The organism is Aurantiacibacter odishensis (assembly GCF_003605195.1).
Lineage (GTDB): Bacteria > Pseudomonadota > Alphaproteobacteria > Sphingomonadales > Sphingomonadaceae > Alteraurantiacibacter > Alteraurantiacibacter odishensis.
The window spans coordinates 26,677-52,374 of record NZ_QYOS01000020.1; the positions used below are offsets into that span (position 1 = coordinate 26,677).

At 64.5% G+C, this 25,698-nt stretch carries 27 protein-coding genes and 1 tRNA gene; 19 read left to right on the forward strand and 9 right to left on the reverse strand.

Annotated features, from left to right (window positions below):
- The first annotated feature begins 6 nt into the window (after positions 1-6).
- The 6 genes from D4Q51_RS03370 (at position 7) to D4Q51_RS03395 (ending at position 5,464) form a co-directional block, all read left to right on the forward strand.
- The gene (locus D4Q51_RS03370; RefSeq protein ID WP_120076346.1) at positions 7-1,299 is read left to right on the forward strand and encodes a cytochrome b; all 1,293 of its coding nucleotides are present in this window, start codon (positions 7-9) and stop codon (positions 1,297-1,299) included.
- 29 nt (positions 1,300-1,328) lie between these two features.
- The gene (locus tag D4Q51_RS03375; protein ID WP_120076347.1) at positions 1,329-2,183 is read left to right on the forward strand and encodes a cytochrome c1; all 855 of its coding nucleotides are present in this window, start codon (positions 1,329-1,331) and stop codon (positions 2,181-2,183) included.
- A 29-nt stretch (positions 2,184-2,212) separates the two neighbouring features.
- Positions 2,213-2,749: an adenine phosphoribosyltransferase gene (locus D4Q51_RS03380; protein WP_120076520.1), complete on the forward strand. Its 537-nt coding sequence runs from the start codon at positions 2,213-2,215 to the stop codon at positions 2,747-2,749.
- Between the two features lie 98 nt (positions 2,750-2,847).
- A complete protein-coding gene (locus tag D4Q51_RS03385) occupies positions 2,848-4,701 on the forward strand; it encodes a cation:proton antiporter (protein WP_120076348.1) in 1,854 nt (617 codons plus the stop codon).
- Positions 4,702-4,712: 11 nt separating this feature from the next.
- Positions 4,713-5,348: an OmpA family protein gene (locus tag D4Q51_RS03390; protein WP_162925115.1), complete on the forward strand. Its 636-nt coding sequence runs from the start codon at positions 4,713-4,715 to the stop codon at positions 5,346-5,348.
- A gap of 42 nt (positions 5,349-5,390) precedes the next feature.
- Positions 5,391-5,464, forward strand: a tRNA-Gly gene (locus tag D4Q51_RS03395).
- A gap of 51 nt (positions 5,465-5,515) precedes the next feature.
- Here the strand turns inward: D4Q51_RS03395 and panC are convergent.
- Entirely contained in the window at positions 5,516-6,373 is an 858-nt protein-coding gene (gene panC / locus D4Q51_RS03400) for a pantoate--beta-alanine ligase (protein ID WP_120076350.1), read from the reverse strand.
- A 69-nt stretch (positions 6,374-6,442) separates the two neighbouring features.
- Between panC and D4Q51_RS03405 the strand changes: the two genes are divergently transcribed.
- The 6 genes from D4Q51_RS03405 to D4Q51_RS03430 all read left to right on the forward strand — a co-directional run bounded on the left by D4Q51_RS03405 (position 6,443) and on the right by D4Q51_RS03430 (position 13,873).
- Complete coding sequence (locus D4Q51_RS03405; RefSeq protein WP_120076351.1) at positions 6,443-7,273, forward strand: division plane positioning ATPase MipZ; 831 nt, start codon at positions 6,443-6,445, stop codon at positions 7,271-7,273.
- Between the two features lie 6 nt (positions 7,274-7,279).
- On the forward strand, positions 7,280-7,564 hold the full coding sequence (locus tag D4Q51_RS03410; protein WP_120076352.1) for a J domain-containing protein: 285 nt from the start codon (positions 7,280-7,282) through the stop codon (positions 7,562-7,564).
- Positions 7,565-7,602: 38 nt separating this feature from the next.
- Positions 7,603-9,021 carry a phosphoglucomutase/phosphomannomutase PgmG gene (gene pgmG / locus D4Q51_RS03415; protein WP_120076353.1) on the forward strand — a complete coding sequence of 473 codons (1,419 nt, stop codon included), beginning with the start codon at positions 7,603-7,605 and terminating at the stop codon, positions 9,019-9,021.
- A gap of 16 nt (positions 9,022-9,037) precedes the next feature.
- Positions 9,038-9,844: a DUF2059 domain-containing protein gene (locus D4Q51_RS03420; RefSeq protein WP_120076354.1), complete on the forward strand. Its 807-nt coding sequence runs from the start codon at positions 9,038-9,040 to the stop codon at positions 9,842-9,844.
- Between the two features lie 168 nt (positions 9,845-10,012).
- On the forward strand, positions 10,013-11,368 hold the full coding sequence (locus D4Q51_RS03425) for an MFS transporter (RefSeq protein WP_120076355.1): 1,356 nt from the start codon (positions 10,013-10,015) through the stop codon (positions 11,366-11,368).
- A 45-nt stretch (positions 11,369-11,413) separates the two neighbouring features.
- A complete protein-coding gene (locus tag D4Q51_RS03430) occupies positions 11,414-13,873 on the forward strand; it encodes a ligase-associated DNA damage response DEXH box helicase (RefSeq protein ID WP_120076356.1) in 2,460 nt (819 codons plus the stop codon).
- A 4-nt stretch (positions 13,874-13,877) separates the two neighbouring features.
- Here D4Q51_RS03430 and D4Q51_RS03435 read toward each other — a convergent pair whose 3' ends face one another.
- The 7 genes from D4Q51_RS03435 to D4Q51_RS03465 form a co-directional block, all read right to left on the reverse strand.
- On the reverse strand, positions 13,878-14,549 hold the full coding sequence (locus D4Q51_RS03435; RefSeq protein ID WP_240624545.1) for a phytanoyl-CoA dioxygenase family protein: 672 nt from the start codon (positions 14,547-14,549) through the stop codon (positions 13,878-13,880).
- A gap of 35 nt (positions 14,550-14,584) precedes the next feature.
- Positions 14,585-15,100: an ExbD/TolR family protein gene (locus D4Q51_RS03440; protein ID WP_162925117.1), complete on the reverse strand. Its 516-nt coding sequence runs from the start codon at positions 15,098-15,100 to the stop codon at positions 14,585-14,587.
- Entirely contained in the window at positions 15,090-15,533 is a 444-nt protein-coding gene (locus D4Q51_RS03445) for an ExbD/TolR family protein (protein WP_240624546.1), read from the reverse strand. Before D4Q51_RS03445 ends, D4Q51_RS03440 begins: the two co-directional genes overlap by 11 nt.
- A 155-nt stretch (positions 15,534-15,688) precedes the next feature.
- Positions 15,689-16,123 (reverse strand): ExbD/TolR family protein, encoded by a 435-nt coding sequence (locus D4Q51_RS03450; protein ID WP_120076358.1) that lies wholly within the window; start codon positions 16,121-16,123, stop codon positions 15,689-15,691.
- Positions 16,124-16,174: 51 nt separating this feature from the next.
- Entirely contained in the window at positions 16,175-16,711 is a 537-nt protein-coding gene (locus tag D4Q51_RS03455; RefSeq protein ID WP_205689430.1) for an ExbD/TolR family protein, read from the reverse strand.
- 86 nt (positions 16,712-16,797) lie between these two features.
- On the reverse strand, positions 16,798-17,601 hold the full coding sequence (locus tag D4Q51_RS03460; RefSeq protein ID WP_120076359.1) for a MotA/TolQ/ExbB proton channel family protein: 804 nt from the start codon (positions 17,599-17,601) through the stop codon (positions 16,798-16,800).
- 36 nt (positions 17,602-17,637) lie between these two features.
- Positions 17,638-18,288: an energy transducer TonB gene (locus D4Q51_RS03465; protein WP_120076524.1), complete on the reverse strand. Its 651-nt coding sequence runs from the start codon at positions 18,286-18,288 to the stop codon at positions 17,638-17,640.
- A gap of 398 nt (positions 18,289-18,686) precedes the next feature.
- On the opposite strand from D4Q51_RS03465, the gene D4Q51_RS03470 reads away from it, so the two are divergent.
- Both D4Q51_RS03470 and D4Q51_RS03475 read left to right on the forward strand, forming a co-directional pair.
- A complete protein-coding gene (locus tag D4Q51_RS03470; RefSeq protein ID WP_120076360.1) occupies positions 18,687-19,568 on the forward strand; it encodes a hypothetical protein in 882 nt (293 codons plus the stop codon).
- 88 nt (positions 19,569-19,656) lie between these two features.
- On the forward strand, positions 19,657-20,967 hold the full coding sequence (locus D4Q51_RS03475) for a homoserine dehydrogenase (protein WP_120076361.1): 1,311 nt from the start codon (positions 19,657-19,659) through the stop codon (positions 20,965-20,967).
- Here D4Q51_RS03475 and D4Q51_RS03480 read toward each other — a convergent pair.
- Positions 20,964-21,443, reverse strand: a complete 480-nt coding sequence (locus D4Q51_RS03480; RefSeq protein ID WP_120076362.1) for a hypothetical protein — start codon at positions 21,441-21,443, stop codon at positions 20,964-20,966. The two genes, D4Q51_RS03475 and D4Q51_RS03480, sit on opposite strands and share 4 nt — an antisense overlap.
- A gap of 68 nt (positions 21,444-21,511) precedes the next feature.
- Between D4Q51_RS03480 and glpX the strand changes: the two genes are divergently transcribed.
- From glpX to D4Q51_RS03505, 5 genes are all read left to right on the forward strand, one after another.
- Entirely contained in the window at positions 21,512-22,501 is a 990-nt protein-coding gene (gene glpX / locus D4Q51_RS03485) for a class II fructose-bisphosphatase (protein ID WP_120076363.1), read from the forward strand.
- Between the two features lie 59 nt (positions 22,502-22,560).
- Positions 22,561-23,355 carry a TerC family protein gene (locus D4Q51_RS03490; RefSeq protein WP_120076364.1) on the forward strand — a complete coding sequence of 265 codons (795 nt, stop codon included), beginning with the start codon at positions 22,561-22,563 and terminating at the stop codon, positions 23,353-23,355.
- A gap of 83 nt (positions 23,356-23,438) precedes the next feature.
- Entirely contained in the window at positions 23,439-24,374 is a 936-nt protein-coding gene (locus tag D4Q51_RS03495; RefSeq protein WP_120076365.1) for a ribose-phosphate pyrophosphokinase, read from the forward strand.
- 45 nt (positions 24,375-24,419) lie between these two features.
- Positions 24,420-25,199, forward strand: coding sequence for an inositol monophosphatase family protein (locus D4Q51_RS03500; RefSeq protein ID WP_120076366.1), 780 nt, complete (start codon positions 24,420-24,422; stop codon positions 25,197-25,199).
- Positions 25,199-25,627 (forward strand): gamma-glutamylcyclotransferase family protein, encoded by a 429-nt coding sequence (locus D4Q51_RS03505; RefSeq protein ID WP_120076367.1) that lies wholly within the window; start codon positions 25,199-25,201, stop codon positions 25,625-25,627. The genes D4Q51_RS03500 and D4Q51_RS03505 overlap by 1 nt, the downstream gene beginning before the upstream one ends.
- Positions 25,628-25,698: the final 71 nt, after the last annotated feature.

Consider the following 25,698-nt stretch of genomic DNA (forward strand, 5'->3'; position numbering starts at 1 on the left):
AAGAACATGAGCTTTCCCTGGGCCAAGGAATACCAGCCGCAGAACGGCGTGACGAAGTTCCTCGACGAGAAGCTTCCGCTGCCACGCCTCGTCTACAACGCCGTGGGCGCGGGCTACCCGGTGCCGCGCAACCTCTCCTACTTCTGGAATTTCGGCGTTCTAGCCGGCTTCTTCCTGGTGGTGCAGATCATCACCGGCGTCGTGCTGGCCATGCACTATGCGGCCAACACGCAGGTTGCCTTCGCCTCCGTCGAACACATCATGCGGGACGTGAACTGGGGCTGGCTGATGCGCTACACGCACGCCAACGGCGCCAGCTTCTTCTTCGTCGTCGTCTACATCCACATCTTCCGCGGCCTGTTCTACGCATCGTACAAGCCGCCGCGTGAAATGATCTGGCTGCTGGGCGTCACCATTTTCCTGCTAATGATGGCAACCGCCTTCATGGGCTATGTGCTGCCGTGGGGCCAGATGAGCTTCTGGGGCGCGCAGGTGATCACCGGCCTGTTCGAGGCCATTCCGCTGGTCGGCCCGCCGCTGAAGACCTGGCTGCTGGGCGGCTTCGCGCCGGACAACGCCGCGCTGAACCGCTTCTTCTCGCTGCACTTCCTGCTGCCGTTCGTCATCGCCGGCTGCGTCATCCTGCACATCTGGGCGCTGCACATTCCGGGTTCCAGCAACCCGACCGGCGTGGAAGTGAAGAGCGAAAGCGACACGCTGCCGTTCCACCCTTACTACACCGCGAAGGACGGCTTCGGCCTCGGCGTTGCCCTGATCATTTTCATGGCTTTCGTGTTCTTCCTGCCGAACCAGTTGGGCCACCCCGATAACTATATCGAGGCAAACCCGCTCTCGACTCCCGCGCACATCGTGCCGGAATGGTATTTCTATCCGTTCTACGCGATCCTGCGTGCGTTCACCTTCGACTTCATCCTGCCTGCGAAGCTGTGGGGCGTGCTCGCCATGTTCAGCTCGATCCTGGTGTGGTTCTTCCTGCCGTGGCTGGACAAGTCGCCGGTGCGTTCGGGCCACTATCGCCCGCTGTTCCGCAAGTTCTTCTGGTTCGGCCTGATCCCGACGATGGCAGCATTGTTCTACCTCGGCGGCGCGCCCGCGGAGGAGCCCTACGTGATGCTGAGCCAGATCTTCACAGCGTACTACTTCCTGCACTTCCTGGTGATCCTGCCGATCATCTCCTCGATCGAACGGCCCGACCCGCTGCCGTTCTCCATCACCGAGGCCGTGCTGGGCTCCGACAAGAAGGCCGTGCTTGGCGAAAACGCCGAGCCCGCAGTCTGAAAAGCCGAGATTAAGGGAAAGACAAAAACATGATCCGCCTTGTTGGTATCCTGATCGGTCTCGGCTTCACCTTCGTGGTGCTGCTTGCCTTCGTCACCGGCGCCTACACCGCCGCGACCGAGGACGTCGCCCCGACCGCCGAATACACCTTCTACGAAGAAAGCCATGGTCCCGAGGCCGGCTATTCGTTCGACGGTCCTTTCGGCAAGTGGGACCTGGCCCAGCTGCAGCGCGGCTACCAGGTCTACAAGGAAGTGTGCGCCGCCTGTCACTCGCTGAACTACGTCGCCATCCGCGACCTGGAAGAGCTCGGCTATTCCGAAGCGCAGGTGAAGGCGGAAGCCGCCACCTACATGGTGCCCGGCGTCAACCCGGATACCGGCGAGGACGAGCTGCGCCAGGCGCTGCCGACCGACTACTTCCCCTCGCCCTATCCCAACGCCGTGGCTGCGGCTGCTGCCAACGGCGGCAAGATTCCGCCCGACCTCTCGCTGATGGTGAAGGCCCGTCACCACGGCAGTGATTACATGTACAACTTGCTGACGGGTTATCAGGAAGCTCCTGCCGAGCTGACGCAGCAGTTCCCTGATTTCACCATCCCCGCTGGCGGTTACTACAATCCCTACTTCGCTTCACTGGTGATCGGCATGCCGCCGCCACTGCTCAGCGATGGCCAGGTCACCTATGCCGACGGCACCGACGCTACGATCTCGCAGATGGCGCAGGACGTGTCGGCCTTCCTCACCTGGACTGCCGAGCCCAAGCTGATCGAGCGCAAGTCGACCGGCTGGCCGGTGCTGGGCTTCCTGCTCTTCGCCACCATCCTCGCATGGCTTGCGAAAAAGCAGATCTGGGCGGCAGCGAAGCCGCGCCGGGAAGACTGAGCGAACCTTTGACGGATCACGGTCCGGGACTGTCGCGAGACGAGCTCAGGCAGCTTGTCCGCACGGTCCCGGATTTTCCGTCTTCGGGCATCCAGTTCCGCGACATCACCACGCTCCTCGCCCACGGTGAGGGGCTTTCGGCGTCTGTCGACATGCTGGCCGAAATGGCCGCCGATCTGGGAGCAACCAAGGTTGCCGGGATCGAAGCGCGCGGCTTCATTTTCGGCACTGCGCTCGCCCTGCGCCTCGGCGTGGGATTGGTACCCATTCGCAAGGCTGGCAAGTTGCCGGTGGAGTGTATCGGCGAGGACTACGCGCTCGAATACGGAGAGGCTCGCGTCGAGCTCGATCCCTCCATTATCGAATCGGATGATAAGGTGCTGGTGGTGGACGATCTTCTGGCCACCGGAGGCACCGCGCTGGCCGCTGTCCGCCTGCTGCGCCGTGCGGGAGCGGACGTTGCACACGCGCTCTTTGTAATCGACCTGCCCGAACTCAACGGCGCGAAGGCGCTGGCGGAAGAAGGCATCACGACGCACGCTCTGATCGATTTTGCGGGGCACTGAGAACCTGCGCGGAGGGCCGGCGATGGTCCGGGTGGGAAAGCTTTCCCGCTTCGCGCATTGTTGACCTGTAGACGGGGTATCAGGAAAGCAGGAGACTGATGGAAGAACAGGCGCTTGTCATCGCGCTCGTCGGTGTTCTTGGCATCGGTGCTCAATGGGTTGCCTGGCGGACGGGGTGGCCTGCCATCGTGCTGATGCTGGCCGCCGGTTTCCTGGCGGGTCCGGTGCTGGGCATCATGGACCCGGAGAGCGCGTTCGGCGACCTGCTGGAGCCGATGATTTCCATCGGCGTTGCGCTGATCCTGTTCGAAGGCGGCCTCAGCCTCGATTTCCGTGAATTCCGGAAATACGGCGGCGGCGTGTGGCGCCTCGTCGTGTTCGGCGTGCCGCTGGGATGGTTCTTCGGCTCACTGGCGGGATACTATGTTGCTGGCCTCGTCTGGCCTGTCGCCATCCTGTTCGCAGGGATCCTCGTCGTTACCGGGCCGACCGTCGTGATCCCGCTCCTGCGCCAGAGCGCTGTGCAGCAGCGCCCCGCTGCGCTGCTGAAGTGGGAAGCCATCGTCAACGATCCCTTCGGCGCGCTGTGCGCCGTGATTGCTTATGAATACTTCCGCAGCACGGCGGCAGGCGGCGGCACCGCCTACGACGTGGTGCCCGAGATCGCAATTGCCGCGGGCATATCCGGCCTGATCGGGTTTGCCGCCGCGTGGGTGATCGCCTGGAGCTTTCCGCGCGGGCTGGTGCCCGAATTCCTCAAGGTGCCCGTCCTGCTCGTCGCCGTGGTCGGCACTTTCGTGCTATGCAACAAGATCGAGCACGAGGCGGGGCTGCTCGCCGTCACCGTCATGGGCATCGCGCTTGCCAACATGCACGTCTCATCCCTGCGCAGCATTCACCCCTTCAAGCAGAACATCGCCGTGCTGCTGGTGTCGGGCATTTTCATCCTGCTTTCCGCCGGGCTCGACATCGACCAGTTGCGGCAATTCGAATGGCAGTTCGGCCTGTTCCTGCTCGCGCTGCTGTTCGTCGTCCGCCCGGCAACCGTGCTGCTCAGCCTGCTGTTTTCCGACGTGCCTTGGAACGAGCGTCTGTTCCTCGCCTGGATCGCTCCACGCGGCATCGTGCTGGTGGCCATCTGCGGTCTGTTCGCGCTCAGGCTGGAAGACTTGGGCTATGCCGACGGCACCATTCTCGTCGGCCTGAGCTTCGCCGTCGTGGTGACAACGATCGTGGCCCATGGATTCACTGTCGATCTCGTCGCGCGCCTGCTGAAGGTAAAGGGCTTCTCGCGCCCCGGAATGCTGATCGTCGGCTGCACGCCTTGGACCGTGGCGCTCGCCAAGCAGATGCACGACATGGATACGCCAGTGATGATCGTTGATTCCAGCTGGCAGCGCCTCAAGCCCGCGCGTGCGGCGGGCCTGCCGACCTACCATGGCGAAATCCTCAACGAGGCGACCGAGCACAATATCGACCTGACGCCCTATCAGGCACTGATAGCCGCGACCGATAACGAGGCTTACAACACGCTCGTATGTTCCGAGTTTGCCCCGGAGATCGGGACGGACCGGGTCTACCAGCTGGGTGAGAGCGAGCCGGAAGACGATCACCGCGCCATTCCCGCCAGCCTGCGCGGCCGTTCGCTCTTCCGCTCCGGTTTTGGCGTGGACGACGTGCAGCAGCGGCAAAACGAGGGCTGGGTGTTCCGCCGCACCAAGCTCTCCGACAAATTCAACGTGGACGACGCGCGCGAAACGCTGCCCGAGGCGACCAGCATGTTGTTGCTCATCGAGCCCGACGGCGAAATGCGTTTCTTCACGCACGCCGCCGCGCCGGAGCCGGAGCCGGGCGATACGATCATCTCCTACTCGCCCCCGCGCACCAAGACGCCGGAAGAGCAGGCCGCCAAGCGCGCCGGCAAGGGCGGACCAAAGCCGAAACCCGCATGAGGATGCAGGACATGAAACCATTTCTTACCATAGCTGGCAGCCTGACCCTGGCACTGACGCTGTCGGCCTGCGAAATGCGCCGCGATGGCGAGGCCGAGGAGCCGACACCGAGCGAAGGAAGCGCAACCGCAGGTCCCTCCGGCACCGCTTCGCCCACGCCAACGCAAAGCGCCTCCCCGGTTGCCTCCATCATCCGCGATGCGGCCGCCCCGATGGCGGAAGATATCGAACTGCCCGTTCAGCCTGTGGAACTGACGCTGCCATTCCCGGATGGAACCGAGATCAGCGCTGCCCTCGAGCGCAGGCTCGCCGGGCTGATGGAACGCAGGGCGATCGAGGAAGATTGGCCGGTGATCCTCGCCGGGCACACCGATTCGAGCGGCAACGATCAAGCCAACCTGCGCGCCTCGCGTGCTCGGGCAGAGGCGGTGGCCGCATGGCTTGTGGAACGCGGCGTGGATGACGACCGGATCGAGGTCATCGCGTTCGGCGAACAGAATCCGATCGAACCAAACGCCCTGCCGGATGGTACTCCCAACGAGGAGGGCCGCCGCGCCAACCGCCGGGTGGAGATTCGCATCGCACCGCCTGAGGACGAGAATTCTGAAGCCGAAGATGAAAGCGCGTCCGCCGATCAGGACGCTTGACGAAGGCCTCGCTCCAGTGGCAACTGCGCGACACGGCCATGAGCGGGTATAGCATAGTGGTAATGCTCCAGCCTTCCAAGCTGGCTAGAGGGGTTCGATTCCCCTTACCCGCTCCAGTCCTGCCCCCTAATCATTTCAGATAGAGCGGCCTTGTCAGGCTAGCCCGGCTAAACCGGCTTGTTGTCGATCAGCCGCGTACCGCCGATGCGCGCCGCGACGAACAGGCGGGCCTTGCCGTTGTCATGGTCCAGCAGCGCAATGGAATCGGCATCGCGCAATTCGGCGTAGTCCACGCTGGAAAAGCCCGCGCCCAGCACCTCGTCTTCCAGCATGGCGAGCGTAGGTCCAACCTCCTGCCCGTCGCGGATTCGCGCAATCGCCTCGTCCATTGCGCGCGGCAGGGCGGCGGCGGCGGCGCGATGCTCGGGCGAGAGGTAGGCGTTGCGGCTGCTCATCGCCAGGCCATCGGGATCGCGCACGATGGGCACGCCGTAGATCGCGTCGACGTGCGGCTGCGTCAGGTCCAGATCCCCCGCCATCCGGCGGATGACGGCGAGTTGCTGCCAGTCCTTTTCCCCGAACAGCGCCATGTCGGGGCGCACCTGGTTGAACAGCTTGCACACTACCGTTGCCACGCCGTCGAAATGGCCAGGCCGATCCGCCCCGCAGAGGCCGTCGCTGACGCTCGACACGCTGATGTTGGTGGCATAGCCCGCGGGATACATCGCTTCCGGCCCCGGTGCCCACAGCAGCGCGACCCCTTCCGCCTCCAGCTTGGCGGAATCCTCCGCCAGCTGGCGCGGATAGGCGTCGAGGTCCTCGTTCGGGCCGAACTGGCGCGGGTTCACGAAGATGGAAACGACGACGCGGTCGGCCCGCTTCGCCGCCTCGCGCACCAGCGTCAGGTGCCCCTCGTGAAGCGCGCCCATCGTGGGCACGAGCGCCACGGTGTCCCGTTTCGAGTCAAAGCGGCGCAATTCATCCACAGCTTGGCGCAGGTCGGGCAGGGTCGTGACTGTTTGCATGGGCGCAAGGCTCCGGTAGACTGTAGCCCACTGGCCTAGCGTCACTCATCCAACGGAGAAAGCCCGCTCGTGACTGCCCCGCATCGTATCGTCTTCGCCAACGAAAAGGGCGGCACCGGGAAAAGCACCACCGCCGTGCACGTGGCCGTGGCGCTCGCCTACCAGGGCGCGAAAGTCGCCGCGCTCGATCTCGATGTGCGCCAGCGCACCTTCTACCGCTATTGCGAGAACCGCGCCGAAACCCAGCGCCGCCGCGACGTGGCCCTGCCCGGTCCGGTTTTCGACGTGTGCCACGGCGACAGCGTGGAGGCGTTGGAGGCAGAGGCCGCGCGCATCGGCGAGGGCATGGATTTCCTGCTGTTCGATACGCCGGGCCGCGATGACCCCTTCGCCCGCCACGTGGCCGCCAGCGCCGATACGCTGGTGACGCCAATGAACGACAGCTTCGTCGATTTCGATCTGATCGGGCAGGTGGATGCGGAGAGTTTCAAGGTCCGCAAGCTGAGCTTCTACGCCGAACTGATCTGGGAAGCGCGCATCAAGCGCAGCCGCGCCACGATCGAGCAGCAGAAGCGCGAGATGGACTGGGTCGTGGTGAGGAACCGCACCGGTTACACCGACGCGCGCAACCAGCGCCGCATCGACGAGGCGCTGACAGAGCTGTCGAAGCGCGTGGGCTTCCGCGCGGTGCAGGGCCTTTCCGAACGCGTGATCTACCGCGAGCTGTTCCCTTCGGGCCTCACACTGCTCGACAAGGGGCACCTGGGCGAACTTGGCACCAGCCACCTCGTCGCCCGGCAGGAACTGCGTAACTTGATCGCCAATCTGAACCTGCAACTGCCCGAACGCGAGAAGTCTGCGGCGAAGCCAGTGACGACGCTCGTGACCGAGGCCGCCTGATCCGTCATGGGCAAGGTCATCGTCATCATCGGGGCGGTGATCCTGCTCTATTACTTCCTGTTGAAGCGCTGGCCGTGGCAGCCGAAGGTATCTGCCCACGATCAGGCGATGGAAAATGCGCGCAAGGTGCTGGGTGTATCCCGCTTTGCCAGCAGAACTGACATCATTGCCGCGCACAAGCGGCTCGTCGCCGCGGTTCACCCTGACCGGGGCGGCAGCAGTGCACAGGTGCACGAGGCGAATGCCGCGCGCGACCTGTTGCTGGCGCAATTGCCTGACGACACGCGCTAGACGCTGCGCTAGGTTCTCCGGAACCCCAAGGAGCTGTAATGAAACACGAATTCGATCCCACCGTGCTGCGCGAATACGACATTCGCGGCATCATCGGGGAAACGCTGGGCGCCGACGATGCGCGGGCCATCGGGCGCGGGTTCGGCACCCTGCTGCGCCGCGACCTGGGAGAGGGCGAGGACGCGCCGATGGTGGCCGTGGGTTACGATGGGCGCGTCAGTTCGCCGATGCTGGAACATGCGCTGGTGGAGGGCCTTACCTCCAGCGGCTGCAACGTGCGCCGCATCGGCATGGGGCCGACGCCGATGCTCTATTACGCGGAAGCTTCAGCCGAAGATGTACAGGGCGGCATTCAGATAACTGGCAGCCACAATCCCGCCAATTACAATGGCTTCAAGATGGTATTTCGGGGACGGCCGTTCTTCGGCGCCGATATCGCCCGGCTTGGGGAACTTGGCGCCGCGGGCGACTGGCTGGACGGGGCGGGGCGCGTCGAAAGTGTCGATATCCTCGAAGAGTATGTCGAGCGTCTCCTGACTGCACTCGCGGGGCTGGACACCGCTTCGCTTGCCGGTCTGAAGGTCGGCTGGGACGCCGGCAACGGCGCGGCCGGCCCGGCGCTGGAACTCCTCGCCCAGCGCCTTCCTGGTGAGCATCACCTGCTCTTCACTGAAGTCGACGGTAATTTTCCCAATCATCATCCTGATCCCACTGTCGAGGCCAACCTTGCCGACCTCGCGAAGCTTGTCGCCGAGAAGAACCTCGACTTCGGAGTGGCTTTCGACGGCGACGGCGACCGGATCGGCGCGATCGACGGCGAAGGCCGGATCATCTGGGGGGATCAACTACTGATGATTTACGCCGAGGACCTCCTCGGAAGACTACCTAGCTCCACGATTATCGCCGATGTGAAGGCCAGTCGGGCGCTGTTCGACCACGTCGAGAAACACGGTGGCAAGCCGCTGATGTGGAAGACCGGCCACTCTCTGATTAAGTCCAAAATGAAGGAAGTTTCCTCGCCGCTGGCGGGTGAAATGAGCGGACACGTGTTCTTTGCCGACGAATACTACGGTTTCGACGACGCGCTTTATGCCGGCGTGCGCCTGATCGCGGCAGCGGCGAGGCTGGGCAAGTCGGTGACGCAGCTGCGCGGCGAAATGCCCGCCATGCTCAACACGCCGGAACTGCGCTTCCAGGTGGACGAGAGCCGTAAGTTCGCCGCCATCGGCGAGATCGCCGAACGCATCGCCGCCAGCGACGCGGTGGCCGACACCACCGACGGCGTTCGCGTCACCACCGACGACGGCTGGTGGCTGCTGCGCGCCTCCAACACGCAGGACGTGCTGGTCGCCCGCGCCGAAAGCGACAGCGATGACGGGCTGGAGCGGCTGCTGCACCAGATCGACGAGCAACTTGCGCTGAGCGGCCTCGAACGCGGCGAAAGCGTGGGCCAATAGGGGGGAGATACAGAAGATGCTTCGCAAGACCATGATCGCGCTTTCGGGCGCTGCCGCTCTGACGCTTCTGTCCACGCCCACGCTGGCGCAGGATGAGATGGGCCAGGATGAATTCGCCGCCATTGCCGCCATGTTCGAAGTCGAGCCGCTGACTGCGGAGCAGGAGGCGCGGCTCCCGCTGGCCACGCAGATCGTCGGCAGGGTGCTGCCGGAAGGGGCGATGATGGAAGTCATGGGCTCCATGTTCGAGCGGACGCTGGGTCCAGTCATGGCAATGGCAAACGAGGATACCGGGGCAGCTTTGACAGGCGCACTGGGCTATTCCGCCGACGAGTTGGCCGTGAGCAACGAAACCAGCGCCGAAATCCTCGCCATCGTCGATCCCGCCTGGCGAGAGCGCAATGCGGCGATCACCAACGTGACGCAGGCGATGATGGCCGACATGATGACGCAGATGGAACCCATCGTGCGCGATGTCATGGCAGAGCTTTACGCCATCTATTTCACCGAGAGCGAACTCGTCGATATCGACGCCTTCTTCTCCACGCCCAGCGGCCTGCGCTACGCCCGCGAATCCTATGCCATGGCAGGCGATCCCCGGATCATGTCGGCCATGTTCTCCAATCCCGAAATCATGTTCGGCATGGTGAACGAGATGCCCGCGAAAATGGAGCAGGCGCTGGCCGATGTTCCTGCCGCTCGCGGTTTCGACGAACTCTCGTCGGCCGAACAGGCGCGGGTGATGGCGCTGACGGGCCTCTCCAAGGCCGAACTGCGCGACGGCATGGCCGCTGCTGCACAGATGCACGAAGGAGGTATGTAGCAGCGAAACGTATCGCCGGCGCGAGCGATTGTCTGGGGCCCGTCGTTCCCCGACACAGCCCTCAATGGCTCTTGAGCAAAGAGAGTTCCCGCGAATACAGTGCCTTGTGCCTGCGGCTCGACAAGCGATGAAAATAAGTCATACTTTCGCCAGTTCCGGGGGGAATCGATGGCGACAACAGCACCGGCAGGCTTCAGCCTCGTATTGACTGAGAACAAGCTGCTACGGCTGCTAACTCTCCTGCTGTTTTACTTTACGCAGGGCTTTCCCGTCGGACTGTTTTTTTATGCCGTGCCGACCTGGATGGCCGCGAACGGCAGCGGAACGGCGGAGATTGCTTCGGTCGTCGGCATCTCGGCGCTTCCCTGGTCGCTCAAGATTATCAATGGCTTCCTCATCGATCGCTACACCTTTCTGCCGATGGGCAGGCGGCGCGTGTGGATCATCGGAGCGCAAGGCTGCATCGTCCTCGCCTTGCTGGCAGGCGCGGTGGCCTATCCGGAGGCGAGCGACGTCATACTGCTCTCGGTGCTGGGCTTTGCCGCCAATGCCGCGGTCACGTTCCAGGACGTGGGGATAGACAGCCTTGCCGTGGACATCATGCCAGAGGAAGAGCGTGCCCACGCAGGCGGCGTCATGGGCGGTGCGCAGCTGATCGGTATTGCCGCGACCACGGCGGCAGGCGGCTGGCTGCTCGCCAATTACGGCATCGCGGTGTGCCTGATGATCGGGGCGATCATACCCGGCTTGGTCATGCTTTACGGCATTGTCATCAAAGAACGGCCGGGCGAACGGCACCTGCCGTGGACCGATGGCAAGAGCCATCCGCGCAATCTCGATATCCAGGTGGAGGCATGGTGGCCGCTGCTGAAGAACTCGTTTCGCGCCATCGTCATGCCGCTCAGCTTGCTGTTCGTACCGCTGATCCTTGCGCGCGCCGTTCCGTGGGGCGGGTTCGAGGCTTTCCATCCGGTGCTGTTCCAGGAAACCGGCGGCTGGAAGCTGACCGAATACACCAGCTTCATCTCGACCCTTGGCTTCGTCAGCGGCGTGACGGGCCTCGTCGTGGGGGGATGGCTTACCGAGAAGATCGGGGCGCAGCGCACGCTGATCTTCTGCCTGGTGATCGGGATCGTCGCGATGGCGGCGATGGGATTTGCGCAGCCTTACTGGTCGAATCCGCGGGTGCTCGTTGCCTTCATGGTGACGATGGACATGATGCAGATTTTCTATTTCATCGCTGGCATCACGATGGCCATGCGGTTGTGCAGTCCTGCGGTCGCGGCAACGCAATTCACGATCTACATGGCGAGCGGCAATTTCGGTAGACCGATGGGCGCGTGGCTGGCGGCGGAAACAGCAGGCGCAGGTAATCCGCAACTGTTCTACTGGTCACTTGCTGCTTTCTGGGCGGTGGTGCTGGCAATCGCATTGAAAGTGACATTCCCCGGAGAGAACCGGGCGCAGCACGAAGTGGCGGAAGGCCTGCCGCAGGGCGAAGGGCCTTCACCCCGCGTCAACTAGGGCGCTTGACGGAACCGCGGCGGCAGGCGAACGCTTTTCCCTGCAGTGACAGACGCGGCCATCCCCCAGGAAATCAGCGAATGGTTCGCCAGCCGCGACTGGCGCGTGCGGCGGCACCAGGCCGACATGCTGGCGGCTGCGGACGCGGGCCAGCACGCGATGCTGGTGGCCGATACCGGGGCGGGCAAGACGCTGGCGGGCTTCCTCCCGACGCTTGCGGACTTCTGCCCCTCACGCATTGACGACGGAAAGCCGCCCGAGGGGCTGCACACGCTTTACGTTTCGCCGCTGAAGGCCTTGGCGCACGACGTGCAGCGCAACCTCGTCACCCCGGTGGAGGAAATGGGCCTTGGCCTGCGGATAGAGACGCGCAGCGGCGATACCCCGTCCGACCGCAAGAAACGCCAGCGCACCCGTCCGCCCAACGTGCTGCTGACCACGCCCGAGAGCCTTTCGCTACTCCTCAGTTATGAAGACAGCTTCACCCTGTTCGCGGGGCTCAAACGCGTGGTGGTCGACGAGATTCACGCCTTCGCGACCCAGAAGCGCGGCGACCTGCTGGCGCTGGCGCTTTCCCGCCTGCAGGCGATAGCGCCCGGCATGCAGCGCGCCGCGCTCTCCGCCACGGTGGCCGACCCGGAAGGCTACCGCGCGTGGATCGCGCCGTGGGGCGACATCGACAGCGTCGAGCTGGTGCAGGGCGAGAAGGGCGCAGAACCGCAGGTGGAAATCCTGCTGCCGGAGGAAGAGCGCGTGCCGTGGGGCGGCCACGCGGCCACGTGGTCCATCCCGCAATTGTACGAGCGAATCCGGGCGAACAACACAACGTTAGTCTTCACCAACACCCGCTTTCTCGCCGAGTACATCTTCCAGAACCTGTGGGACGCGAACGAGGACAACCTGCCCATCGGCATCCACCACGGATCCTTGTCGAAAGAGGCGCGCCGCAAGGTGGAGGGGGCGATGGCGCGCGGCGAATTGCGCGCGCTGGTGTGCACGGCCAGCCTCGATCTCGGCGTCGACTGGGGCGATATCGACATGGTGGTGCAGATGGGCGCGCCCAAGGGCTCCAGTCGCCTGCTCCAGCGCATAGGCCGCGCCAACCACCGGCTCGACCAACCCAGCCGCGCGCTGCTGGTGCCGGGCAACCGTTTCGAGTTCCTCGAGGCGACCGCAGCGATGCAGGCGGTGGACGAAGGCCAGCGCGACGGCGAGGACTTCCGCCCCGGCGGGCTCGACGTGCTGGCCCAGCACGTGATGGCCTGCGCCTGCGCCGCCCCCTTCCGCGAGGACGAATTGCTGGCCGAGATCCGATCCTGCTGGCCCTATGCCATGATCGACGCGGAACAGTTCGGCCGCGTGCTCGAATTCGTCGCCACCGGCGGTTACGCGCTCAAAGCCTACGACAAATTCAAGCGCATCACGCGCGATCGTGAAGGCGTGTGGCGGCTCACCCATCCCGAGCAGGCGTACCGCCACCGCATGAACGCCGGTATCATCGTCGATTCCGAGATGCTGGAAGTGCGCTTCCGCAATGGCCGCTCGCTGGGGAAGGTGGAGGAACGCTTCGCCGCCTCGCTCCGCCCCGGCGACACGTTCCAGTTCGCAGGCGTGAACGTGGAAGTGGAGCAGCTGAAGGACATGGAGCTGATCGTGCGCGCCAGTTCGAAGTCCGCGATGATCCCCAGCTACGGCGGCCTGCGCCTGCCGCTCACCACCCATCTGGCAGACCGCGTACGCGCGCTGTTGGTGGACAGGGCGGGCTGGGCGCGCTTCCCCGACGACGTGCGCGAATGGCTGGAAGTGCAGGACTGGCGCAGCCATCTGCCGGGACCGGACAACCTGCTGGTGGAGAGCTTTCCCCACGCCAAGCGGCATTACACCGTCTATTACACATTCACCGGCTGGAACGCGAACCAGTCGCTCGGCATGCTCATCACCGCACGGATGGAGGCGATGGGCCTGATGCCGGGCGGTTTCGTGGCCAACGACTATTCGCTGGCGGTCTGGGGGCTGAAGCCGGTGGAGGACCCGCGCCCCCTGCTGTCTCCCGATATCCTGACCGAGGAATTCATCGACTGGGTGCAGGATTCGCACCTGTTGCGCCGCGCTTTCCGCGAAGTGGCGGTGATCGGCGGACTGGTGGAGCGGCAGCATCCCGGCAAGCGCAAGAGCGGGCGGCAGGTGACCTTCAGCACGGACCTTATCTACGACGTGCTGCGCAAGTACGAGCCCGACCACGTGCTGATCGAAGCCGCTTGGGCCGATGCCCGCGCCCGCATGACCGACATCGGGCGGCTGGGCGACCTGCTGGATACCGCCGCCGAACGGCTCGATCACGTTAAGCTCGACCGCGTCAGCCCGCTGGCCGTGCCGGTGATGGTGATGATCGGGCGCGAAAGCGTGCCACAGGGCGCGCAGGACGACGAACTGCTGCTGGAAGCGGAGACCCTGGCGGGCGCGGCAATGCGGGTGGACGGACTGCCGGAGGGGCTGGAGGACTAAGGGTTCAGGTGGGGAGCCACTGCAGCGGCGCAGGTAGGTCGTCCGCCGAGTAATCGACCTGGAGGACACGACGATGCCCCTGCGATTTCGAGGCGGCGGAGGCGTGCAGGATCGGCGTTGCATAGCACCACACATCGCCTGCCTGCGCGAGGCAGACCGCCGTGCCGCAGCGCGCGACGACGCTGGTGATCTCGGCTTCCGGGATCAGCCCGAGCCGGTGCGACCCGGGTGCGATCATCAGCGGCGCATTGTTTTCGGTCACATCGTCAAGGTGTAGCCGCAGCGTGACCATGCGGGAAAGTAGCGGGAATGGCGGCTCGGCATGGTGGATACCCTGTTTCACCGTCCAGTTGCGAAAGCCCTGTGCAGGGGCGCGGGCCCGTAAGGCCACCGTGCGATCCTGATGCCACGCGAGCGACCAGTTGGCACCGGCAGTCTTGTCGAAAAGTACGGCCCGCACGGGCCGGGCGCGTGCGCCCAGCTTCTCTCGGGCGATCGATCCCGCCTTCCCCTCGACTAAAAACGGGGCGAGCGGCGCCAGATCGGCAAAACGATGTCCGGCGCGAGTGCTGCAGGCCTCCAGTGTCTGGGCAAGCTGAGCCAGATCATCGGAAATGGCATCGGAGTAGAGCTGTGTTCCAGCGGACTGATAGTCGACGTGTTCGGGCACCATCATGCTGTGGAGCAGGTGTCGGAACGGCGCAACCGCGATCAATAGCCATAAGGCCAGCTACACGCCCGGTGCATAGCTGGCTGCGGATCGTTGTCGGGCTCTTCGTCCTCGTAGCGGCGATGGCGCCAGGTATCGGAGAAGATGAAGCAGGCGTCGATCAGGCCCTCTTGCCGCACGATGTCCATCAGTGCCGTCGCATCGCCGTAGGAGGCATCTGGAGCAGGGGCGAAATGCAGCGCGGGCTGGGGCACTTCCTTCAGGGTCTGCGCCAGGTTTGCGCGAAGCTCTGCTTCGGTCACCGGGGTGTTGTTCCAGGTGTACTGGCCGTCCCGCGCGATGCTCAGCAGGTTTACCGGCGGGGAGAGCGGCGCGATCCCGATCGGTTCGCCGGGAGTGGGCAGGTCTACCTCTATCGCGTGGGTCTTCAGGCCGTAGGTGCTCATGGCCAGGACGGCCACGATCAGCAGTACGCCGGCCAGCGGGACCAGCGACATGCTGGTGATCAGCGCGAATTCTTCGTCCTGAGCGCCGCCACGGCGCCACTTATTGCGCATCGAATTCCCGGTAGCGCTCGTTACCGACGAAGGCGAACTTGTCGAGCTTGGCATCGGCCACGGCGTTGATCACGTTTACGCTTGCTGCGTAGCTGGCATTGGCCTCTGGCTCGAAACGGATCAGTGGCATTTCGGGCTGGACGGCCGCTGCGGCAAGGCGGGTGCCCAACTCGTCGCTGCTCACAGGCTCCCCGTTCCACAGCACCGCGCCATTCTGCTGCACCACCAGGGCTACGCTTTCGTAGTCGGTTGCTGCACCGGGTATGGGGCCGGGCAGGTCCACGTCCAGCCGGTGGGCGGCGATGGGGATGGAGAGGATCAGCATGACGAGGAGAACCAGCAGCACGTCGATCAGCGGCGTGATGTTCAGCGCGCTCATCGGTTCGGGCTGACGGTTGAAGCTGCGATCTAGCATCCACGAGCGAATGGCCATGATGTTCTCCTCAACCCGATTTATGTAACACAATAACATCACACAAAGGCCCGGTGGTCAAGGCTGGCGCTGGGGAGATGGTAATGCACGGAATGCGGGCACAAAAAAGGGGCGAATCGCTCCGCCCCTGATTTGGTCAGCTTTTGGGTGAAGGATTATTCCTTGCCGAAGCTGCGGTATTTCTCGTTGCCGACGAAGCCGAACTTGGTGACGCCGCTGGCCTTGATGATGTTGAGCACCTTTGCCGACAGGTCGTAGCTGGCATTCGCTTCCGGCTCGAACTGCAGTTCCGGCTCCACCGCGTAGGTCAGCGACTGCTGCAGGTTGCCAACCAGTTCGCCCTGGCTGATGGGGCTGGCGTTCCAGAGGATCTGGCCGTCCGGGGTCAGCACGATCTTGTTCTTGATCGGGTCGACATCCGGGGTGTCCGGGTTGTTGGTGGGCGAGGGCAGATCGATGTTGATCGCGTGTGTCGCCACCGGGATGGTTATGATGAACATGATGAGCAGCACGAGCAGGACGTCGATCAACGGCGTCATGTTCATGTCCATCATCGGTTCGCCATCATCGCTGCCGCCTGACATTGCCATGGTAGCTTACTCCTTAAAGTCTATCGTCCGCGTCGTGACCGAAGGGCTGGATCAGCCGTTCGGGTCGACGGGGTTGGAAATGAACCCGACGGTGGGATAGCCAGCCGCCTGGACGTTGAAGATCGTGCCTGCCACGCAGCGCCACGGGGCGTTCACGTCACCGCGGATATGCACCTGCGGGATCAGTTCCGGGTTCTGCATGATCGCTTCGGGTCCACCGGCGTTGGTCACGATTGTATCGAGACGCTCGAACGCACGATCGTACAGCTCGCCCGAATCGACCAGCGTGGTGTTGTTGAGGAAGATCCGGCATTCGCCGTCGCGCGTCGCACCGGTGTAGGCGGTGTTCAGCGTGCTGGGGGTGCGGCCTTCCGGATCGGTGGTGGTGACGGTGATCAGCAGGTTCTCGACCTTGTCATCCGATTCAACCGACTCGAAGATCGGAATCTCGAGCTCTTCGACCGTCTGGATGGCAACCGGAACCGCGATCAGGAAGATGATCAGCAGCACCAGCATGACGTCCACCAGCGGCGTGGTGTTGATGTCCGACATGGGCGTTTCGCCGCCGTCTCCCATCGATATGGCCATGTCTCTAGTCCTATCTCAGAATTCGTATCTGGTGGCGGGCGCTCGCATGCGAAAGCGCCCGCCCCGGTTCTCTTGCGTCGCTTGCCTTAGGCCTTCGGGGCGTTCGGCGTGGTCGACGTGGCCGTGGCACCTGCCTTGGTGGTGGCGGGCTTGGCAGCGGCCGTCTTGCTGGCGGCGGCCGGGGCCAGGGCCGGCTTCACGGCGCCGTTCGAGGTGATGTTGGCCTGCAGATCGGTTGAGAAGCCCGAAAGCATCGACTGGATCTTGCGGTTGCGGCTCATCAGGTAGTTGTAGGCGAACACCGCGGGCACGGCCACGAGCAGACCGATAGCGGTCATGATCAGGGCCTCACCCACCGGGCCTGCAACCTTGTCGATCGAGGCCGAGCCGGACATGCCGATGTTGATGAGAGCGCGGTAGATACCGATCACGGTGCCGAGCAGGCCCACGAACGGTGCGGTTGCACCCACGGTGGCGAGGAACGGCAGGCCGCCGTTCAGCTTGGCCATGATGGCGCTTTCCGAACGGGCGAGGGTGCCGTGCAGCCAGTCATGCGATTCGAGGCTGTCGTGCATCTTGGCCGATTCGTCGCCGGCACGGATGCCGTCGTCGACCAGCTGGCGCCATGCGCTGTTCTTGTCGAACTTGGTGGCACCTTCCTTGATGGAACCGGCGCGCCAGAAAGCGGCACGGTTGGTACGGTATTCCTTCATCACCTTGTTCTGTTCGAAGATCTTGGTGAACAGGATGTAGAACGAACCGACCGACTGGATCACCAGGATGGCCAGAATCGACCAGGCGACGGGGCCGCCCTGTTCCATGGCTTCCATGAAGCCGAACTGCTGGGCTCCAACTTCGGCACCCGTCGGGGCGAGAATTTCGATAAGCATGCGTTTGTGTCCTCTTCCTAGAGAATGTCTGTGTGATCAGTTGATCTGGTAAACAATGTTGGTGGACCAGCTGCCCGTCGTCGGGTTGCCGGCATCGTTCAGGGCCGGGTTGAAGCGTGCGTAGCGCGTAATGTCAGAACACGCGGCTTCGTCCAGGATCGGATCGGCGGACCGCGTGACGCGGCATCCCGATACGCGGCCTTCGGCATCGATGGTTACCGAAACACCGACCGTACCCTCGATTTCGCGGCGAAGGGCGCGCGACGGGTAGTTCTCGATGATACGACGGGTCCAGCGAGCCTGGCCGTCCGGCGTCGCCGGGCGCGCCTGCGAAGGCGGCGGCGGCGGGGGCGGTGCAGGCGGTGCCGCCGGGGCTGGCGGCGGAATACGCAGCGCGGGCGGAGCCGGCGGCGGAATGTTCGCCTGTGTCCGGATCGGCGGCGGTGCCGGCGAAATGTTCATCGGCGGAGGCGGCGCAACCGGCGGCGGCGGCGCAACTTCCTGCTCGGGCGGGGGTGGCGGTGGCTCCTCCTCCGGCTCCGGCACTTCTTCCTCAATGTCCACGGTGGTCACTCGCTCAGCGATTTCCTTCACCGCCGACATGGCGAGTCCGGAAATGAGCAAATAGCCCACTGCCACGTGGATGAGGGCAACGATGACAATCGAGATTACTCGACTGCCGCTCATTTCTTGGTCAGCGTAAGCCATCCAGTCCCTTCACTCCGTTTCTCAACCGGCCGGATCGAACAATCCGGCCCTCCTGAGATTACCCGGATTGGCTCCGAGCGATCCCGCATGAATGTTTTGCCTATCGCTTGATAACTAGTGACGCGGACCCGGCACAACCTAAAATGTGCCAAAAACGTCACAGCGGGAAATTTTCTATCTTTCTCCCGGACAGACTTGGGCGGCTCTTAACGGGCCAATAGGGATGGAGCAAACCCTTTGTTGATTAAGCCCCGATTCAGCGAGATGGCGCTGCATTGCAACGAAACCCGGACCCGACGTCGGTCCTGGTGCATTGTTGCACTGTCCGATCGCGCCCATAAGGCCTGTTTCAGATGGTTCGTCCGAGAAGGAATCCTATGCCGACCCGATCCAGCATTACCCCTTTTCGCGCGTTGTTCGTCGGGCTGCTCGGCAGTGCGGCGGCCGCCTGCGCCACCACCGGCCCGGCGATGTCGCAGGACATGCCCGTAGCGGAACTGCCGCCCTCTCAAGCGCCCACCTATGCCGACCTGGTGACGATGGCGATGGACGCCGACACCGTGGCCATCGTGGCGGTAGAAGACCAGATCCCCTTCCCGGCCGAGCGCGCACCGAACCTCCCGCCTTCGCAGGTGCGCCTGTATATCGAGGCGCTGACGCAGAGCCTGCTGGTCGCGCCTCAGGGCGTGGGCAGCGAACTGGTGTTCGTGGTGGACCAGAAGCGTGACGCTGATGGCGACGCGCCGGACCTCGAAGACCGCACCTTCCTCATCTTCGGAGACCTCTCGCGCAGCCAGCCCGGCGCGATCCAGCTATTGTCCTCCGATTCAATGCTGCCCGCAGGGCCGCGCATCGAATCGCGCGTGCGCCGCGTGCTGACCCAACTGGCCTCGGCGGATGTGCCGCCGGCGATCACCGGTGTGCGCGACGTGATCTCGGTGCCGGGCAACCTCGCAGGCGAATCGGAAACCCAGATGTTCGTCGAGACCGAGAGCGGCGCGCCCGTATCGCTGTCGGTGATCCGACGCCCCGGCATGACGCCCGAATGGGGCGTGTCGCTGGGCGAGTTGGTCGATGCCTCGGCCACTCCGCCGGAGCCCGAATCGCTCGAATGGTTCCAGTTCGCCTGCTTCCTGCCGCGCGAACTGCCCGCCGACTCGTTCCTCCAGACGGACCGCGCCTCGCAGGCGCGTGCCCGGGAGGACTATGCCTTCATCCTCGCCGAACTCGGCCCGTGCGAGCGGCGCTTTACCGGGTAGAAGCACGACTGGTCTGGCCAAGCGAGGCCTCGATGCCTAACGGTCCCGCCCCGAACGTATTAGCGAACGTATCAGGACGGGGAATGCAATGGCTGACAATCTGCGAATCGCCTTGGCGGGTCTTGGAACCGTGGGCGCGGGCGTGCTGCGCCTGCTGGCCGAGAACGGCGACCTGATCGCCGCCCGCGCCGGACGCGCGATCGAGGTGGTGGCGGTTTCTGCGCGTGACCGCGGCAAGGATCGCGGCGTGGACCTCTCGCCCTACGCCTGGGAAGACGACATGACCGCCTTCGCCGCGCGCGACGATGTGGACGTGGTGGTGGAACTGGTCGGCGGCTCGGACGGGCCTGCGCTGGCTCTGGCGCGCAAGGCGCTGGGCAGCGGCAAGGGCCTCGTCACCGCGAACAAGGCGATGGTGGCGCACCACGGGCTCGAACTGGCGAAGCTGGCCGAGGGTAATGGCGCGCCGCTGCGTTACGAGGCGGCGGTGGCGGGCGGCATCCCGGTCATCAAGGGACTGGCGGAAGGCGCGGCGGCCAACCGGATCGAGCGCATCTACGGCATCCTCAACGGCACCAGCAACTACATCCTCTCCGAAATGGAAACGACGGGGCGCGATTTCGGCGAGGTGCTGAAGGACGCGCAGGCGCTGGGCTATGCCGAGGCCGACCCGACTTTCGATATCGAGGGCGTGGACGCGGCGCACAAGCTCTCCATCCTCGCCAGCATTGCCTATGGGACCGAGCTGGATTTCGCTGCCGTCGACACCAGTGGTATCAGCAAGATCCGCGCTGCCGACATCGCCCAGGCCCGCGCTCTGGGCTACGTCATTCGCCTGATCGGCCTGTCGGATTGCAAGGAGGAGGGCGGCGAGCGCCACCTGTTCCAGCGCGTTGCGCCGTATCTCGTGCCGGTGCGCCACCCGCTTGCCGGCGTGGACGGACCGACGAACGCGGTGGTGGCGGAAGGCAATCACGTCGGGCGCCTGCTGTTCCAGGGCGCGGGCGCGGGCGATGGCCCCACGGCCAGCGCGGTCGTGGCCGACCTCGTCGATATTGCGCGCGGCAGCCGCATGGCCCCGTTCTCGCAACCTGTGGAGACGCTGGTGGCCAGCACGCCTGCCGATCCGGGCAACCGCCGCAACCGCGCCTATGTGCGCTTCACCGTGGCTGACCGCCCCGGCGTGCTGGCGGAGATCACCGCCGCGATGCGCGATGCGGGCGTCTCTATCGAGAGCATGATCCAGCACGGCCATCCCGATGACGGGAACGAGGAGCCGGTCCTGGTGGCGCTCGTCACCCATGAAGGCCCGGAAAGCGGCGTCACCCGTGCGCTGGAGCTGCTGGAAGGCTCGCCCGCGCTGGTGGAAGAACCGCTGGTGATGCGCCTGATCGGCTAGCCTTCTTCCGACAGGTCGATCGGGACGCGTTCGCCGGTCAACACTTCCGAAGGCGAGACATCCTCCACCACGACCGCCGAAACCGCCGCTGCCTCCTCCTCGCTCAGCGGTTCCGGGAAAGCGGAAACGTCGATCAGCGGCGGATAGGGCGGAACGTAGCCCACGCGCATGCAGGCGAGCGATTCGGGCTGCGTAACCCAGCACGGCGGGTCTGTCAGGCCGGGCACGTGGCGCTTGTCCGACCGCACCGGGCGCGGCAAGGGGGACAGGTAACGCTCCGCCTCGTCCAGTTCGCGGCACACGACGATGGCGCCGTCCTCGCGGACCTCTTCTTCGCAAGGCTTCGCCTCCACCAGCGGCACCGGCTCGTCGCTGCTCGCTTCGCTTTCAAAGTCGCTGGGGCCATAGACTTGCTGCGCCCCGGCGGGCGCGCAAACGGCCAGAGGGACGAAAAACAGGGCCAGCCGCCTCGACATTGTCATCCCCCCGACCTAAGCGCCCCTACAGTCATGGCCTGACATTCAGATGGGAGCCTGAATTACCTATGAATTCCGCGAAAACCGCCGACAGCGTGCTCGACCGCGTCCTCGTCATGGAACTGGTGCGCGTCACCGAAGCCGCCGCCATTGCCGCATCGGACCTTGTCGGCCGGGGTGACGAAAAGGCTGCCGATGCCGCCGCCGTGGAGGCCATGCGCAGGAGCTTCGACACGCTCTACATCGACGGCACCGTGGTGATCGGTGAGGGCGAGCGGGACGAGGCACCCATGCTCTACATCGGCGAGAAGGTGGGCGGCGCGCCCGGCAAGGGCCCGAAGATCGACATCGCGCTCGACCCGCTGGAAGGCACCACCATCACCGCCAAGGCGGGCCCCAACGCGCTGGCCGTGCTGGCCGCCGCCGAGGAAGGCTGCCTGCTGAACGCGCCCGACGTCTACATGGACAAGATCGCCGTCGGACCCGGCTATCCCGAGGACGTGATCGACCTCTCCAAAACGCCGACGCAAAACGTGGAGGCCGTGGCCGCAGCGAAGGGCGTCGAGCCCAAGGACATCATCGTGTGCGTGCTCGACCGTCCGCGCCATGCCGAACTGATCGCGGAACTGCGCGGCATCGGCTGCGGCGTGGTGCTGATCGGCGACGGCGACGTGGCCGGCGTGATCGCCACGACGGACCAGGACACCACGATCGACATGTACATGGGATCGGGCGGCGCGCCCGAGGGCGTGCTGGCTGCCGCCGCGCTGCGCTGCGTGGGCGGACAGTTCAACGGCCGCCTGCTGTTCCGCAACGACGACGAACGCCGCCGCGCACACAAGTGGGGCATCGAGGACCTCGACCGCATCTACAAGCTGCACGACCTTGCCAAGGGCGATTGCATCTTTGCCGCCACCGGCGTCACCAGCGGCTCCCTGCTCGACGGCGTAAAGCGCATCAAGCGCCCCAACGGCGAACGCATCATGACGACCGAGAGCGTGGTGATGCGGGCAAGTTCGGGCACCGTGCGATGGGTGCGGGGCGAACACCGCATCTAGGGCGGCACGCGGCTTCACATCAGCTTGCCGATGCGTACGAAACCAACTAGATCGCGCGCATGGACCTGATGGCATTGTTGACAGACCCGGCCGCATGGCTGGCCTTGCTCACCCTTATCGCGCTGGAAGTGGTGCTGGGGGTCGACAACCTCATCTTCATTGCCATCCTTTCCAACAAGCTGCCGGAATCGCAGCAGGCGAAAGCCCGGCGCATCGGCCTGATGCTGGCGCTCGTCATGCGCATCGGACTGCTCATGCTGATCGGCTGGATCGTCACGCTGGAAACGCCCATCTTCGACCTCGGCATCACGGGCGCGCCCGACGAATACGGCAGGGTGAGTTTCGAGACGGCGTTTTCCGGGCGCGACCTGATCCTTCTGGCAGGCGGGCTATTCCTGTTGTGGAAGGCCACCAAGGAAATCCACCACTCGATGGAGCCGCACGACAATTCGGGCGACCTCATGGACAAGACACCGGGCGCGGCGGACGTGGCCAAGGCCAGCTTCGGCATGGTGATAGCCCAGATCATCGCCATCGACCTCGTCTTTTCGATCGATTCGATCCTCACCGCGGTCGGCATGACGGACGAGATCCCGATCATGGTCGCGGCGGTCGTCATCACGGTCGGCGTCATGATGATCGCGGCGGATCCGCTTGCCCGCTTCATCGAGAAGAACCCGACACTGGTCATGCTGGCGCTGGCTTTCCTCGTGATGATCGGTCTTGTCCTGATCGCCGACGGGTTCGGCTTCCACGTGCCCAAGGGCTACATCTATGCGGCGATGGGCTTCTCCATCGCGGTGGAATTGCTCAACATGGCGCAGCGCAACCGGCGGCAGGGGCAGGTCGCCTGACGACAAACCCTGCCCGCCACGTTGCAATTCCATGACGCTCCGCTAGGGCGAAGCCAATCTCATCGCCTAGGGGATTCGCATCCATGAAAATCATGTCCGGCAATTCCAATCTGCCGCTCGCCCGTGCCATTGCCGGCTATCTCGAAGTCCCCCTCACCGATGCCAGCGTTCGTCGCTTCGCCGATGAAGAGGTCTTCATCGAGATACACGAGAACGTGCGCGGGGAGGACGTGTTCATCGTCCAGTCGACCAGCTTCCCGGCGAACGACAACCTGATGGAACTTCTGATCGGGATCGACGCGCTGCGCCGTGCCTCGGCCAAGCGCATCACCGCTGTGGTGCCCTACTTCGGCTACGCCCGGCAGGACCGGAAGCCCGGCCCGCGCACGCCGATCTCGGCCAAGCTGGTCGCGAACCTCATCACCGAGGCAGGGGCGGACCGGGTGCTGGCGGTGGACCTGCATGCAGGTCAGATCCAGGGCTTCTTCGATATCCCGACCGACAACCTTTACGCCGCGCCCACGATGGCTGCGGATATCCAGGCGCGTTACGGCGACAAGGACCTGATGGTCGTCTCCCCCGACGTCGGCGGCGTGGTGCGCGCCCGCGCGCTGGCAAAACGCCTCGACAACGCGCCGCTGGCCATCGTCGACAAACGCCGCGATCGCCCCGGCGAGAGCGAGGTGATGAACATCATCGGCGACGTGAAAGGTCGCTGCTGCATCCTCATCGACGATATCGTCGATTCGGGCGGCACCTTGTGCAACGCGGCGCAGGCGCTGCTGGACCAGGGCGCGAAATCGGTGACAGCCTATATCACCCACGGCGTGCTGTCGGGCGGCGCGGTGGCACGTGTGAACAAGTCCGCGCTGAAGGAACTGGTCATCTCCGATTCCATCCAGCCGACCGATGCCGCGAAGGACTCTGATTCGATCCGCATCCTGCCGATAGCGCCCCTGCTGGGCGAGGCGATCCGCCGCATCGCGGATGAAAGCTCCGTCTCGAGCCTGTTCGACTGATCGAGGCGGACCGGAACGGGTGGATACGAGAGGGGTTGAAGGCGCATGAACCTCGACGCTGAAATCGCCCTCGCTCATCGCCTCGCCGATGCAGCGCGCAAGGAAATCGTGCCGCTGTTCCGCTCTGGCGTGGATAGCGAGGCCAAGGGCGACGCCACGCCTGTTACAATCGCAGACCGCAATGCCGAGGAGGCGATGCGCAAGCTGATCGAGGCGGAGTTTTCCGCCGATGGCATTCACGGCGAGGAGTTCGGCGTGAAGGACGGTGTATCGGGCCGCCAGTGGGTGCTCGACCCTATCGACGGCACCACGGCCTTCCTTGCCGGTCGTCCGATCTTCGGCACGCTGATCGCGCTGCTGGTGGAAGGCTTCCCGGTGCTGGGCATGATCGACCAGCCGATTGCGAGCGAACGCTGGCTCGGCATTGCAGGGCAGGGCACCACCTATAACGGCAAGCGGGTGGAGACGCGCCGCTGCCGCGAGCTTTCGTCCGCCAGCCTTGCTACCACCGGGCCGCAATACTTCAGCCAGACCGAGGGCGACATCTTCATGATGCTGGCGGCCAAGACCGATCACAAGCGCATGGTGATGGGCGGCGATTGCTACAATTACGCCTGCCTCGCCTCGGGTCACCTCGACATCGTGTGCGAGGCGGGGCTGAAGCTGCACGATTATGCAGCGCTTGTGCCGATTGTCGAAGGCGCGGGCGGAATGATGTGCGACTGGCAGGGCGAGCCGCTCCATGCCGATAGCGACGGCTCCGTGCTGGCGCTGGGCGATCCCGCGCGGCTGGAGGACGTGCTGGAAGCGATGGGGGGCAACTGATGCGCCTGTTCGTTTACGGCGTGCTGATCCGCAAGCTGGCGCATGGCCGCGCCGCCGAACTGGTCGCTGCGCTGGACGATGGTCTGCCCGCTACCACGCGCGGCGCGCTCTACGGCGTGGAAGGCAAGGACGGCGGCTGGTATCCGATTCTCCTGCCCGATCCCGACGGTGACGAGATTCACGGCGTGGTGCACGAGGCAGGCGCAGTCGAATGGCAGGCGATGGACGAATTCGAGGATGCCCACGACGGTCCCGACGCCGAATACCGCCGCGAGACCATCCCGGTGATGTTGCCCAACGCGCTGGTGGTGGATGCGCAGGCCTATTGCTATGCACGCAAGGTGCCAGCCGATGCCGTGCGCATCGAGGGCGGCAGCTTCGCCGCATGGCTGGAAGAGACAGGTCGCAGGCCTATCCTTTCGCGCTGAACGGACTCTGCTTGCATTTCGCCGCAGAATCGCTAGATGCGCGCCCTTCACTGACACGTGATTATCTTCCG